Annotated in this window: 8 protein-coding genes; 5 read left to right on the top strand and 3 right to left on the bottom strand. The window is 40.8% G+C overall.

The annotated features are described in order from the left end of the window. The 3 genes from DPX34_RS10115 to tldD are packed head-to-tail and all read left to right on the top strand — an operon-like array spanning position 1 to position 6,286. A complete protein-coding gene (locus DPX34_RS10115; protein WP_111978305.1) occupies positions 1-3,996 on the top strand; it encodes a YhdP family protein in 3,996 nt (1,331 codons plus the stop codon). After that, positions 3,993-4,850: a carbon-nitrogen hydrolase family protein gene (locus tag DPX34_RS10110; RefSeq protein WP_111978304.1), complete on the top strand. Its 858-nt coding sequence runs from the start codon at positions 3,993-3,995 to the stop codon at positions 4,848-4,850. Before DPX34_RS10115 ends, DPX34_RS10110 begins: the two co-directional genes overlap by 4 nt. Continuing rightward, the gene (tldD, locus tag DPX34_RS10105; RefSeq protein ID WP_111978303.1) at positions 4,847-6,286 is read left to right on the top strand and encodes a metalloprotease TldD; all 1,440 of its coding nucleotides are present in this window, start codon (positions 4,847-4,849) and stop codon (positions 6,284-6,286) included. The genes DPX34_RS10110 and tldD overlap by 4 nt, the downstream gene beginning before the upstream one ends. Before the next feature lie 110 nt (positions 6,287-6,396). Here tldD and DPX34_RS10100 read toward each other — a convergent pair whose 3' ends face one another. Then, entirely contained in the window at positions 6,397-9,921 is a 3,525-nt protein-coding gene (locus DPX34_RS10100) for a beta strand repeat-containing protein (protein ID WP_111978302.1), read from the bottom strand. Positions 9,922-9,938: 17 nt separating this feature from the next. Next, complete coding sequence (gene yjgA / locus DPX34_RS10095; protein ID WP_111978301.1) at positions 9,939-10,466, bottom strand: ribosome biogenesis factor YjgA; 528 nt, start codon at positions 10,464-10,466, stop codon at positions 9,939-9,941. Between the two features lie 159 nt (positions 10,467-10,625). Here yjgA and pmbA point away from each other — a divergent pair, with 159 nt between their 5' ends. Next, entirely contained in the window at positions 10,626-11,963 is a 1,338-nt protein-coding gene (gene pmbA / locus DPX34_RS10090; RefSeq protein WP_111978300.1) for a metalloprotease PmbA, read from the top strand. A gap of 130 nt (positions 11,964-12,093) precedes the next feature. Continuing rightward, on the top strand, positions 12,094-13,812 hold the full coding sequence (locus tag DPX34_RS10085; RefSeq protein WP_111978299.1) for a hypothetical protein: 1,719 nt from the start codon (positions 12,094-12,096) through the stop codon (positions 13,810-13,812). A 133-nt stretch (positions 13,813-13,945) separates the two neighbouring features. Here the strand turns inward: DPX34_RS10085 and mgtE are convergent, their stop codons facing one another. Next, positions 13,946-15,307: a magnesium transporter gene (mgtE, locus tag DPX34_RS10080; protein ID WP_111978298.1), complete on the bottom strand. Its 1,362-nt coding sequence runs from the start codon at positions 15,305-15,307 to the stop codon at positions 13,946-13,948. Between the last annotated feature and the right edge of the window lie 98 nt (positions 15,308-15,405).

Below are 15,405 nucleotides of genomic sequence, written 5' to 3'. Positions count from 1 at the left end.
ATGAGTACATCTGTGCATTGGGCGAGTCGTATATTACGTAAACTGTGGTTGTTTGTTGCCATTGTTATGGTGCTGTGCGCGGTGTTATTAAGTGCATTACGGTTAGCCTTACCTTATTTAAATGACTTCAGGCATGACATTAGTCATGTGATCTCAGACGAGTTTAATATCCCAATTAAGTTTGGCGCTATTGATGCGGGTTGGCAGGGTATGGGGCCAAGCTTAACGCTAAAAATGGTTTCGTTTGAAGATGATGATCATAATACGCCTTTACAATTACAAATCGAAGCGTTGAAAATTGAAGTCGATTTTTGGCGCAGTATCGTTTCGCATGAGCTAGTGGCCAATAATTTTGTGCTTGAAGGAATAAATGCAGAAATAGATTTAAAAAAATTGAAGGTAAAATCGCCAGACCAACAGAGCGATAAAAATTTACTTGAAACCCTTAAACCTCTATTTTTAAAACATTTTAAACGTTTTGATGTGCAAGAGAGTCGTTTGATTTTAGCTAATGGTAAAGCTGAAAAAAGAATAATTAACATTGATCAGCTCTCTTGGTACAACCGAGGTGAACATCATCAAGGGGTTGGTGAGTTCTCGATCTCTGCGCTTGATAATCAAAGTATTAAATTCATTCTGGATTTACATGATCAGAAAGCGGGTTTGTCTGGACAGATGTACGTTAATTCGCAAGGTTTAAACTTAGCTAATTTTTACGATTTTGATTTACGTGACGATATCGTGGAGCTGAGTAGTCAGGTTCCATTTGAAGCTTGGTTAGATATTTCGGCCGGTATTCCTACCCAAATGCTTGCTCGTTTGCAACCGAGTCATGTCAGCTGGAAAAGTGAATCTCAAGTTAACCCGCAAGTTTTACACCTATCGGACGCTATTTTAACCGCTAACTTTTCAGACACAATTGACACGTGGCAATTAAAAGAATTAACCATCCAGCATAACGCTAATCCTAAAACGACGGTTAATTTGAATGTTAAGCATAACCTTAAATCGTCTTTAGTTAAGATTGATTCATTTAATATTAAGCCGCTGTTAGCGTTTACTAAGCTTTTTAAAGTTGACCCGCTTGTTCATAACTTGGCTGAACAATTAAACCCTAATACCGAAATACACCAACTGAGCTTACATAAAAATAAACAAGGCTGGCGCGGTTTTTTACAATTAGATAACGTTGGCTGGCAAGCCGTTTCTCCGTTACCGGAATTAAACCATTGGCAAGCTGATATTGCGTTTAACCAATCATTGATCGCGGCACATATTTATACCCAACAGGGTGAATTAGGTTTACCTGAGTTATTTGATAAGCCCTTTGAGATTGAGCAAGCTAACTTAAACTTAAACGTTAGCTTACAAGATGCATGGTCTGTGAGTATTTACGATACGCAAGTTAAAACAGCGGGTAATACGTTTAACGCTAGCGCATTTGTTTCATCTGATGAACAGGGTGAAGTTCAAATGCAATTATTCACTGAGGTGGATAAAGTTGAAGCATTAAACTTAGAAAAATTTTTACCTCGTAAAGCCATGGGGCAATTTGTTTATGATTATGTTTTGTCGGCTTTTAAACAAGGTTATGCCGATTTTGCACAGGTTGTATGGCAAGGTCGATTTAACGATTTTCCGTTTGATAATAAACAAGGCCTTTTTCATGCGCATATAAGCGTAGAAGAAGCGGCTTTTCAGTTTCAAGCAGACTGGCCTACTGCCACGGAATTAGCGCTTAACCTCGATTTTATAAATCAAAACTTATTGTTTAACAGCCAAAAAGCTAATTTATTAGACCTCTCGTTACAACAGCTCTCAGCTAAAATAGATAATGTTTATAATAAGGATGCGACCTTATATTTAAACGCTAACGTGAAAGGTTCAGGCCTTGCCGCCACTGACGTTATTCAGCAAAGTATGTTGGCCAAAACAGTCGGAAAAGCCTTAACTGAACTGAGTGTGAAAGGCGACATTTTAGCTAATTTAAATTTAACGGTGCCTCTAAATAACGCAGATGAAACACATGCAAAAGGCTCGATTTTATTAGCTAACAATCAAGTTAACATTAACCCGACAGGTTTTGAGCTTAATCAAGTGAGTGGTGAGTTACATTTTGATATGGATAAATTATCTGCTGAAAATGTGACGTTTGAATTTGCCAATGCGCCGATGCAAGCGAGTGTTAACGCTTCGCAAGAAAAGGATGCTTATAAAGTCGCGATTGATTTACAAGGCCTGTGGGAAGCTCCTGTACTCTTTGATTCTTGGTCATTACCTTATTTAGCCTCAACGATGGAAGGCGAAATAAACTGGCAAGGCTTGCTGCAACTTAATTTCCCCGCTCAAGGCTTCACCTATGATTTTTCTGCCGATGTTGACCTTGCTGCTTTAGCATTGGACTTACCTCGTCCTTATCACAAACAAGTGGGCGAAGTTCAACGTTTAACGCTCACTGCTAATGGTGATATCGAAAGTAGCTTAATTCATGGTCACATGAGTGATTTAATTAGTTTTGATGGCGTTTTACCGCATGAAACCGCATCATTTAGCCGTGCTTATTTAGTACTTGGTGAGCAGCAATTAGGTGTGCCGGGGCAAGGCTTTAATATTGCCGTGCATTTACCCGATATTGTATTGGATGACTATATTACCTTTGTTAACGGGTTGGTCAGCGACTTGGGTAAATCGACGAGTGATAGTGTGCCTATACTGGGCAAACCTCAACGTATCCGCGGTGACCTTGCACAAGTTAAAATTGCGAATATGGAATGGCATGATACCTTTTTTGATGTACAAGCGACTGATTCATTATGGTTAACACGAGTTAATGCGCGTGAGTTTAGAGGTGATATCAAAATAGATGAAGATTGGTTTGGGCGAGGCGTTGAAATTAACGCAGAATATTTTAATTATAAGTTACCCAAACAAAATAAACAGGATTTAGAGCTCACCGCCGAAGCCATTAGTTGGTTAGAAAAAACAGAAAAAAATCAAGCAGAGCGTATTTTTGCTAATTTACCGCCGCTACAAATTACTTGCTTACGTTGTGAGTTGAATGACAAACCATTGGGTGAAATACGCGCTCGCTTAACCCGAGCAAGTGATCGTATTTTGATTAACTCGCTTGATTTAAAGCAAAGTGGCAATCAAATAAGTGCAACTGGCTATTGGCAGTTAGTTAATCAACAACATAAAACCCAGTTAAAAGGTGATGTTAAAAGCAATGATGTTGGCAGTTGGTTACGACAATTTGAATATGCATCCCCTGTAAGAGATAGCAACCTGCAATTGAACTTTGATCTTGCTTGGCAAAATGCACCGCATTTATATAGCCATGGTTTATTAAATGGTAATGTTAAGTGGTCACTTGGCGAAGGTTATTTTACAGAAGTATCGGATCAAGGCGCTCGTCTTTTTTCATTACTTAGCATGGACTCATTAGTTCGTAAATTACGTTTAGACTTTCGTGATGTTTTCAGCAAAGGGTTATTTTTTAACGATATGAAAGGCACGGTATCGGTTAAAAACGGGATCAGCAAAACGGATGATGCTCACATGAATGGTGTCGCCGGCAATATGGATATTGTCGGTTCTTCAGATTTGGCAAAGCAAACACTAAATTATCGGATATCCTTTAGCCCTAAATTAACGTCGAGTTTACCAATATTAGTCGCGTGGATGGTTAACCCTGTTACGGGGGTGGCTGCACTGGCATTAGACAAAGTGTTAGAGAGTGCGCAAGTGGTTTCTAAAATTGAATTTGATGTAAACGGCACCTTTGATAAGCCAATTGTGCAAGAAGTTGGCCGTAGCAGTAAAGAAGTGCAACTGAGTAATAAACCTAAAAAAGGTCAATCAAAAGGCAAGCAACCTGATAAAGCAACTCAACCTAGAACGGGTCCGGTAATACCCATGGTTGAGCCACAACAAAATACACCGGTACAACCGTTAGAGCAAACAGTAGAAAGCAAAGGAACAGGAACCCGTTCATGACGGTATTATTAGCGGCGTTGCAATTAAATTCGTCACCAGACCTGCAGGCTAATTTTTCAGCTGTTTATGCTTTATGCCAACAGTTGAAAGAAGCTGAACATCGACTTGTTGTATTGCCAGAATGCTGGGCTATCTTTGGTGGTATTGAAGCTGCTCAGCTTGAGCAGGCTGAAACTCTGGGGCAAGGGCCTATCCAAACCTTTTTAGCTAATTTAGCGCAAGAGTTTGGTCTTTGGTTAGTCAGCGGTACTATCCCGATAAAAGCAGACCCGATAAAAGCAGGCTCGATAAAAGCTAGCAATAATAAATTTTATGCTGCGTGTTTAGTTTTTAATCCGCAAGGTCGGTGTGTCGCTCAGTATAATAAAATTCATTTATTTGATGTTGAAGTCGCGGATAACACGCAACATTATTTAGAAAGTAAATACACACAAGCCGGACAAGATATCGTTGTGCTTGAAACGCCTTTTGCCAAAATTGGCTTAGCTGTTTGTTACGATGTTCGGTTTCCGGAATTGTTTCGAGTAATGCAAAATCAAGGTGCTGATATTATTTGTTTACCCAGCGCGTTTACTTTTTTAACCGGTGAAGCCCATTGGCAACCATTAATCCAAGCTCGAGCTATTGAAAATCAATGTTTTATGGTGGCGGCAGGACAAACCGGCACACATCGTAACGGCCGTAAAACGTGGGGCCACAGTTTAATTGTTGATGGTTGGGGCAAACGGCTTGCGCAAGCGACAGAAGAGCCGTGCATCGTACAAACCTTAGTGGATTTAACGAGTTTAACCGCAATACGTGCTAAAATGCCTAATAAGCAACATAGAAAAATAAAGGTATCATCAAATATATGAGTGCAGTTGAGAAGAATATTTTAAATGATAGCGGGCTAGATAAAGGTGCGTTAGAAGAAACATTAGCCTACATGCATCAGCGTAAGCTTGATTATGCCGATTTATATTTTCAAACAAGCCAGCATGATAGCTGGGTGTTAGAAGATGGCATTGTTAAAGAAGGTAATTTTAATATCGAGCGTGGTGTGGGTGTTCGTGCGGTCGATGGTGAAAAATCAGGTTTTGCTTACTCAGATGATATCAACTTAAGCGCTTTAAAAGCGGCTGCAGAGGCCGCTCGCAGTATTACCCGTAATCAAGATGATTTTAAAGTTAAAGCTTTCACATCAACTGTACCCGGTAAAGCTCATGCATTATTAAACCCTTTGAATCAACTTTCTCCTGAGCAAAAAGTTCATTTGTTAAATGAAGTAGAAGCCATTGCTCGAGCGCAAGACTCGCGTGTTAAGCAAGTGATTGTGAGTATTACGGGCGTATATGAAGAAATTATAATTTGTGCCAGCGATGGTACTTATGCGGTAGATGAAAGACCACTAGTACGTTTAAACTGTTCAGTGCTGGTTGAGCATAATGGTAAACGTGAACGAGGAAGTGCCGGTGGTGGTGCGCGCACCGATTACAGCTTTTTCTTTGAATTAGAAAATGGTGTTGAGCGTTATAAAATTTATGCGCAAGAAGCCGTTCGCCAAGCATTAGTTAACCTTGATGCTATTGAAGCGCCTGCTGGCACTATGCCTGTTGTATTAGGCGCTGGATGGCCTGGCGTTTTATTACATGAAGCGGTAGGGCATGGTTTAGAAGGTGATTTCAACCGTAAAGGATCATCGGCTTACTCTGAAAAAATGGGGCAACAAGTGGCTTCCAGTTTATGTACTATTGTTGACGATGGTACGTTAGCTAACTGCCGAGGATCAATTAATATTGATGATGAAGGTGTACCAGGCCAATACAATGTATTAATTGAAAACGGGATCTTAAAAGGCTACATGCAAGATAAGCAAAACGCGCGTTTGATGGGTGTTAAACCTACCGGTAACGGTCGCAGAGAAAGCTATGCGCATTTACCCATGCCAAGAATGACCAACACATATATGCTTGCAGGGCAGAGTGATCCAAAAGATATTATCGCGTCGGTAGAAAAAGGCATTTATGCACCTAATTTTGGTGGCGGTCAAGTTGATATTACGTCGGGTAAATTTGTTTTTTCAACATCGGAAGCTTATTTGATTGAAAACGGAAAAATCACAACTCCGGTTAAAGGTGCGACTTTAATTGGTAACGGCCCTGATGCAATGAGTAAAGTATCGATGGTGGGTGACGATTTAGCGCTTGACCGAGGGGTCGGGGTTTGCGGTAAAGATGGCCAAAGTGTACCGGTTGGTGTTGGGCAGCCAACATTAAAAGTCGATGAGCTCGTTGTTGGTGGAACACGATAAGTTAATCACCCACAACCAAAATAGACTGAATTAAAAAAGGCGATTTATTGTGAGATAAATCGCCTTTTTTATTGTTCTCGAATTGCTTACCAGTTCAGGTATAAATCAAATTAATTGGATAAATTAACCGCAATGCCTAAATCTATCGGCTCGTTGCCTTTTGGTGTTGTCATATTTATTTGTAAGCTGCCGGTTGAAGGCGTGTCTTCCGCTGTTAAGTTGTTCGTTAATACAAATGTATCATTACCACCAACCCAATTTAGATTCGCATCAACAGCGCCACTACTATTCTGTATTACTCGACCTGTATTACTTATTTCGCCTACGTTGCTTGAGAAAGTTAATGTTGTGCCTGCAGGTAAAATTTGTTGGCCTGTATCGGTGAAGTTTAATCTAAAGCTGGCGCTTTGCCCTGCCGCTAGCGAAATCGTATTAATGTATACCCCGTCTTGATCTGCCAGCACTTCACCTGTATCGGTTCGTGTTAGCGTGTACAGGGCAAAAGAGCTAGACGAGATTAAAACCGTGCTGGCTCTAAGCTCTATACGATTATTGGGTGCGGCTTGGCAAATCGTGTTATCGGTACATTGCGGGCCATTAAATAAGCCGTTAGGTAAGTTAAACGTATTATCTGCGTTGAAGTCATTATATTCTTCATTGCTATTTTTAATACCATCTTCATTGGCATCCAACCACGCTTCGGGTAGGTCAATAAAGCCGGGGCCATCAAATACACCGTTAGCATTTCGATCGGTATAAGCGGGTTCGACGGTGCCATCATCGTTATAGTCTTTACCGGCATCATCTTGTATGCCGTTACCTTGGCGTAAAAAGCCCGCACCCGCGCCATCGTCAAAAGGTTCACCATCGGTTTCATCATATAAGCCATTCGAATTAATATCGGCAAAGCTTTCATGTCCGATAGCCGTTGCTAAAATCGTTACTCGATGATTTTCAGGTATTGGCGAGCCACCACGCCATGTCACCGAACAGCTACCATTGATTGTTGAACATCTATCTTGCAGTAACGCTCCGCCTTCTGCTTTAAATACAACGGTTGTGCCATCGATCGCTGCGCTTTCGTTTGTATCGGCTAAATAAGCGGTTAAGGTGACTAATTCATCGATATAGTTAAATGTTTCGCTGTTAGTTACATCTGATACTAATACAAAGCTATCTTGATCTGGCAGGCCTGTAGAAACGGTTAATTCAGACGATTGCGATTTTACTTCAACATTATTAAGAGTTGCTGATGCCTCGACAACCACTGACGTTGGAATGGCTCCCGCTGACACTTGTGTAGTCACTAGGCCTTGTGAGTTAGTGACGGATGTAACCGGAAAAATAGATAAACCGCCTAAGCTAGTGGTGAGTGAAAAATTCACATCCAATTGTGGGATGGGATTGCCTTGCGAATCTAACGCTTGAAACGTTAATGTCGCCGTTTCACTTTGACCGGCTCCGCCGGATTCTGCCATGACTAATTGGGTGGGGTTAGCGGAAATAAAGCTGAGCGAACCGAGCTCTGTAGAGAGTAAGTTGATATCTCGTGTTATGGTAACTAGGTTGTTATTAATCGTTACCGAAGCGCTTATTGTATCTGTGCTTGCTACGGTACTTGAACACGATGTATTTTCAAACGTAGACGTGGCTCGGCCTGCTACTGTTGTAATTGCCGCATCAATGGTTGCTGATGTTTGCTGAACACAAATAGACGAAAAATTAATAACTGCGGAATTAAAATAGGGTAGGTAAGTAACCCCATCGGTTTGCAATTCTGCTAGTGATACAAATAAACTGGCTGTACCGCCGGCTGCAATGTTTACACTTTCGTCACGGGTTGCGCCTTGTATTCCTATTTTATTCGGAATAAAGGTTGTGCCATCAAAATAACCAAACTCGATATTAGCTTCAACCGCATTCTCTGGTAACACTTCATATAACGTTTCGGTGTTGTATATTACATCATTTATCGTGGTCGATGCAGTCGCTAAAAAGGCACCTAAATCGGTATCGAGCGGGGTATAGGTAACCTCTGCTATGCCTTGTGCATTGGTTAACGCTGAATTGGTGTTTAATATGCCTTGCGCTAGCGAAAAGTTAACTAATTGATTAACCATTACATCGCCGTTGGCATCGTGTACTTGGGCGTTAAGTGTGGTTGTTTGCCCAACTTGAATACGAATGCCTGATGGTAATGTTAAAGCGAACTGCGGTTCAGCCGTCGAGTTTTGTGTTGATAATACAAATTCATAATTGATGTTGGCATTTAAAGCGTCGTGACTGGCTGAAATAGTCGAGGCGCCTAATGTGCCGTTTGAATTGCTCAGGCTCACACTGGCTTTACCTTCGTTGTTTGTGAGTTTGCTATTTACATTTAACTGACCTAACGGTGCGGTAAAGTTGACCACTTGACCTGTTAGCGGTGTGTTGTTTTCATCTGTTAATGTGGCCGTTATGGTGACGGTTTCATTTTGAGTAAAACTAGCACACTCAAGCTGACAATCCGGAGATGTTAAGTCGATGCTGAGCACATGGGTTGCTGATTGAGTATTGCCTGCAGTAAATTGATAATTTTGATTCGTGGTGAGGGTATCAAAGCTCGCATTCAATATACCTGCATTTAAGTTTTCAGTGTTATTGGTTAAATTGATGGTCGCAACACCGTTGTTGTTAGTTAATGCCTGACTTGCAGATAATTCACCAACACCCGCCGTAAAATTAATAATCTCACCCGCCGCAGGCGCAGAGTTTAAAAGTAAGGTTGCGGTAACGACAATCGTATCATCGCTAGAAAAAGAGTGATTGCAGTTGCTGTTGCAAGTTGGGTTATCGAGTGTCAAAGATAAGCTGTAGACATCCGGTGTGCCAACATCTGGCTCCCCATCAGCCGCGGTAAATTGATAATTTTGATTAGTCGTGATGCCATTAAAGCTCGCATTCAATATACCGGCATTTAAATTTTCACTGCTGTTTGTTAAGTTTATCGTTGCCACACCGTTGCTATTCGTTAATATCTGATTTGCAGATATTTCACCAACACCGGCGGTAAAATTAATAATTTCACCTGCGGCAGGTGCAGAATTTAAAAGTAAGGTCGCGCTGACGATAACCGTGTCATCACTAGAAAAGGTATGATTACAGTTGCTGTTGCAAGTCGGGTTGTCGAGTGTCAAAGATAAGCTATAAACTTCAGGTGTGCTAACGTCAGGATCATCATCGCTTGCGGCGGTAAATTGATAGTTTTGATTCGTGGTGAGGGTATCAAAGCTCGCATTCAATATACCGGCATTTAAATTTTCACTGCTATTGGTTAAATTGATGGTTGCAACACCGTTGCTGTTTGTTAATGCCTGACTAGCGGATAACTCACCAACACCGGCAGTAAAATTAATAATTTCACCTGCGGCAGGGGCCGAGCCTAACAATAAGGTTGCGGTTACAACGACCGTGTCATCACTCGCAAATGTATGATTACAATCATTATTACAATGTTCGCTATCAATCGATAACGTTAAGCTATATGTTTCTGAAACGTCTGTCTCAGCGTCATCATTTTTACCTGAGTGGCCACTTCCGCACGCAACAAGTAAAAAAGTTAGCCACATCGATATGATAAATTTTACTTGCTGCATTGTTCATCCTTCTTTTGTTATTGTTGTGGGATCATACTTCTTAAATATTGTAGTAATTGTTTTGCTGCTTTTGAAGGTTTCTCTGCCGCTTGATCTTTTTTTGCTTGCCGTGCAAATTGTCTTAACTTGCTGCGGTCTAGATCGGCGTGCTCATTAAGCAAGCTTTGAATAGCAGGGTCACCTTCCGCTATGATTTTTAAGCTTAATGCTTCTAACTTTTGGATATGCTGATTGGCAAGTAATGGGCCTTGCTTTATTTTTTCTAGGCCGAGATACAAAGCGGAAAGATCTTTGTTGTGTAACAATTTAGTAAAAAATTGCAGATGACGATGATAAGCATCTTTTTTATTTTTTATTTTTTTACCCAAAGCGACTGCGTCTATTTGAGCTGGGGTTAAGGTGAGCTTATCTAGTTTGGTTTGCGACATTTCAACAAGGCGATTTGCAAGTTCTCGCATTTCTGCCAGATCTCTTTTCAGCTCTTCTTTACTCACGTAGATTATTTCTTCTTCAATTTCATCGATGTCGTGCTTTGGATCTGTCATATTTCGCCTGTTAAATCATTATTTAATAACCAAATTACGCTAAAATAGTGAAAAGGCATCACTAAGTAACTTGCCTATACATATGTTACACTAAGCTTAAGTTTATACCCAAGGTTAAGCGACACAATAACCAAGAAATAATTATAGGTGTTCCCTTTTATGCTTGATGAAATGAAGCGTGTAGAATCGGCTGTCGAAAGTGCATTAGCTTATGCTAAATCACTGGGTGCGACTTCAGCTGAAGTATCAATCTCTAAAACCCAAGGTTTACAAGTTGCTTCTCGCTTAGGTGAAGTTGAAACCGTTGAATTTAATCATGATGGTGCTTTGGGCATCGCTTTATGGAAAGGGCAACGCAAAGGTTCGGCATCTACGTCAGATTTGTCTGAAGCCGCTATTAAACGAACTGTCGCTGCCGCCTGTGATATTGCTCAATATACATCAGAGGATCCATTTTCTGGTTTAGCTGATCCCGATTTAATGATTAAAAATAATATTGATTTGGATTTGTATCACCCAAGCGATTTAACCCCAGACCAAGCCATTGAGCTTACTAAACGTTGTGAGCAAGCTGCATTTGATACTGATCCTAGAATTAAAAATTCAGATGGTGCAAGTTTTTCAAGTCATCAAGGTTTTAGGGTATATGGCAATAGTCATGGTGTTATCGCGTCTTACCCGAGTTCTCGACATAGCTTGAGTTGTGCGGTTATAGCTGAAGATGAAAACCAAGATATGCAACGTGATTATGCTTATACCGTTTCGCGCCGTTTAGATGAACTCACACCTGCTGAGCAGGTTGGACGTGATGCGTCACTTGAGACTATTTCGCGGTTAAACGCGCAGCAGCTCGGAACGGGAAAGATGCCCGTTATGTTTCGTGCTGATGTCGCCAATAGTTTATTTGGTCATTTTATTGCCGCGATCAGTGGCGGAAACTTATATCGTGATTCCTCATTTTTACAGCATTCTTTGCACAAGCAAGTTTTCCCAGAGTGGCTGCGTATCCATGAAGACCCTTTAATTAAACAAGGGTTAGCCAGTAGCTACTTTGATCATGAAGGGGTAGCGACAAAAGTTCGTGATATCGTTGACCAAGGGGTGTTACAAACTTGGTTATTATCGAGTTATTCAGCTCGAAAAATGAAATTACAAACAACGGGCCATGCCGGTGGTATTCACAATTGGCGTTTATTTAATAATAGCGCGATGGATGCGAGTTTTGATGCCATGTTAAAACAATTAGACACAGGGTTGTTAGTAACTGAACTAATGGGTCAAGGTGTTAACGTGGTTAATGGCGATTATTCTCGAGGTGCGGCTGGGTTTTGGGTTGAAAAAGGGGTTATTCAATACCCTGTTCAAGAAATTACGATCGCCGGTAAATTAGACAACATGTTTAAAAATATTGTTAACATTGGTAATGACGTTGAAAAACGTGGCAGCATTTATACTGGTTCTATCTTACTTGAAGAGCTGCAAGTCGCAGGTAGCTAACCCCTCGCTTTTGTATTGGTAATTAAGTTGTTTATTTGTTAAATTCTACTTGTTTATCAATACACCTATAACATTGAATGCGGAATGTCTGTATTCAATGTCTTTACATTAAATTAAAAGGACTTTCATAATGAAACCCATTCTTTTTGCATTGGGCTTAGCTTCGGCTGCCGGTGCGACCACTTACTATGCTTCTCAAATGTCTAACGATGAGTTGATGGCTCTTGAAAATGTACCTGCCGATACCGTACTGTTTTCAGGTCAGCTAGAAGCGTTTCCTTTAACGCAATATATGCAAACTTATCAAGCCAGCTTTGGTGATCCTACCCAAGTGATGTTGATGTTAGATGAAACCTTTAAGCCTGAAAATCCTGAAGCTCAGTTTTCAGTTAACTTAATAAAACATTACTTAACAGCTTCACAATCAGCTGATGATCTAAAAGCTAGATTTGGTTTTGGTGATGATGTGCGTATGCTGGTTTATACGGTTGGTTTGTTACCTGTTTTTCGCTATGAAATAGCAGATGCGCAAGCGTTGTGGTCTTCACTCGATACTTTAGCTTCAGAAGCGGGTATTACGCCTGAAAAAGTGGCTGTAGATGCTTTTTCATATGTTAAATACCCTGTTGTTAACAATGACGGTGTTATGGTTGAACTTGCCGTTTCTGTGATTGATGGCTGGGCTTCTATCACCATTAATACACCGATAAATACACCCGAAGATTTGAATATTGCGTTAGCCATCGAAAAGCCCAAAAACGCACTAGCCGCAGAATCGTTACAAGCTATCACGGATAAGTATGCATTTGATGGTTCTTCAGTTGGATTTATTGACCATGTGCAAATTATTAAAGGTTTAACCCAAGCCGAGGGTAACGCGTTTGGTCGTATGTTAACGAACTTAGCTCAGTTAACTAAACCTGATATGTTTAATAGTATGCGTGAGCAAGCTTGTGCAACCGATTTTTCTGCAATTGCTAATGCGTGGCCGCGCACAGTTATGGGCACACGTCATGTAGAAATTGATAATGAGTCTTCTTCAATAAAAGCGGCACTTGCTGTAGAAAGTACCAATCAAGAAACGAATGCGTCGCTTGGCCAGCTCAGAGGTTTTATTCCTCAACATGTCTATAATTTTGATAACCAAATTGCTAATGTTGCGTTTGGTTTTGATGTTGATGAACTAACGCCTGTTTTGATGCAATTTTGGACTGAATTTACTAACGCGGACTATACATGTGAGTCACTTGTTGCTGCTCAGACTAAAATTTCGCAAACTAGCCCGATGATGTTAGGTATGTTTACTGGCATGGTGGGTGGTGTTAAAGGGATTAGTGCAACAATATTTGATTTTGAGCTTGATTTAGAAAACGAACAAGTCCCTGTTAAAGGTATTGAAGCGCTTATTACGTTATCTGCTAATGCACCCTTAACTATTTTTAATGGTTTAAAAGCATTGTATCCGCCTTTAGCCGATGTCACGATCCCGGAAGATGGTAGCCCGTTAGCTGTTAGTTCATTTTTTCCATTACCACCTGCGCTGGGGTTAAACCCACAGGTTGCGGTTAAAGGCAATCATGTTGTTATTTATCAAGGTGATAAAGCGGCAGCGGTAGCTGATAATTTAACGAATGAAGCACTTGTTAATAATGGCGTTAATGCTTTTTCTGTTGATTATAAATCGTTGTTTGGTCCTTTAAATACGGTATTAGAATCGACCGGTAAGCCTATACCTGAAGGCTTTACTGACTTTGCTAAGTTAGACATGCAAGTTCAAGTAAGCACAGATTACACCGTAAATGGGATTGAAATAGAAACAACAATGGATACCCAAGCGGTTACTAAATAACTCTCTGCTTCTCTAGATTGTTTTAATCACACAAATCGTATTTGTTAAAGCCGCGTGTTAATACGCGGCTTTATTATTTTTTATCCGCTTGTTTGGTTTTGTCGGAGAGAGAGCAGAACTAAAGTCAATATACTTAACTGAGTAACCAAGTTGCAGTGCCTAAAAAGGCAAAAATACCGACTACATCGGTTACCGTTGTTAAGATAACCCCTCCTGCTAATGCGGGATCAATTTCAAGCCGTTTTAATACTAGCGGAATTGTGACACCCGCTATGCCCGCAGCGAGCATATTCATCAACATTGCGAAGGCAATTATCCCGCCAAGTAACAGATTTTGTTGCCAAACAGCCACTACTGAGGCGATTAATACCGCCCATAACATACCGTTTAATAAACCAATCGTGAACTCTTTAAAAATAAGCCAACGTACATTACTGGGGGCAACATGACCAAGAGCCATTGCGCGTATTACAAGGGTGAGTGTTTGATTACCGGCGATGCCACCCATGCTAGGAACGATTGTATTGAGTATCGCCAGCACTGCGAGTTGACCTAAAATATCTTCAAAAGCACTTGAAACTAACGCCGCGAGCAAAGCGGTAATTAAGTTTATACCGAGCCATAAAGAACGTCTTTTGGTACTTTTAATAACGGGGGCGAATGTATCTTCTTCGTCATCTAAACCCGCCATACTCATCATTGAATGTTCTGCGTCTTCGCGGATTATATCAACGACATCATCGATTGTTATCCGGCCTAATAAATGTTCTTCGTCATCAATAACAGGCGCTGATACCCAGTTGTGTCGTTCAAATAACTGTGCCACGTCGGATTCATCCATGTTGGCATGGATCGTCTCCGCATCTCGGATCATAATGTCAGCGACATGAATTGTTGGGCTGGCGGTGACCACAAGAGTGGACAAGGGTAAGGTGCCAATAAGTTTATCTTTTTCATCTACCACATAAAGCACATCGGTATTTTCAGGTAATTTACCTCGTAATCTTAAATAGCGCATGACGACTTCAGTGGTTACATCGGGTCTGATGGTCACTGTGTCCGTATTCATTATTGCGGCGGCCGTATCTTCTTCGTATGCAAGTGCTTGTTCGGCACGATGACGGTCTTGCTCGTCTAATGAATCTAATACTGCTTGATAAGTTGCGTTTGGTAGGGTTCTAAGGACTTCAGCCAGATCATCGGTATCTAAACCTTCAGTTGCTTCAGCAACCATTGAGGGCGGCATCTTATGTAAGATACTATAGCGAACATCTTCGGTTAGTTCTTCAAGGATATCACCGTGAAATTCGCTATCAATGAGCGCCCATAAAACTTGACGTTGTTTAAGCGGTGATGATTCTAAGATATAGGCAATGTCGCCATCAGATAAGTCATGCAGCATATTGCGAACATGGACAAACATACCCTGGCTAAGCGCATTATTGATATCACTTAATTGGTTGTGTTTGCTTTCATGTTCAAATGCATCTGGCATTAAGGTGTTCCTACAAAAAAGAGTTATAGCCGAAATACTGTGACGTTAGGTATAAACTTTTTGAGCTAGATTAATACGACGAAGGTCAAATTTTTATG

This window comes from Algibacillus agarilyticus (genome assembly GCF_003286125.1).
Classification (GTDB): Bacteria; Pseudomonadota; Gammaproteobacteria; order Enterobacterales; family Alteromonadaceae; genus Algibacillus; species Algibacillus agarilyticus.
Note: the sequence above shows the minus strand (reverse complement) of the source record. Positions and strands in the feature narration are given on the sequence as shown.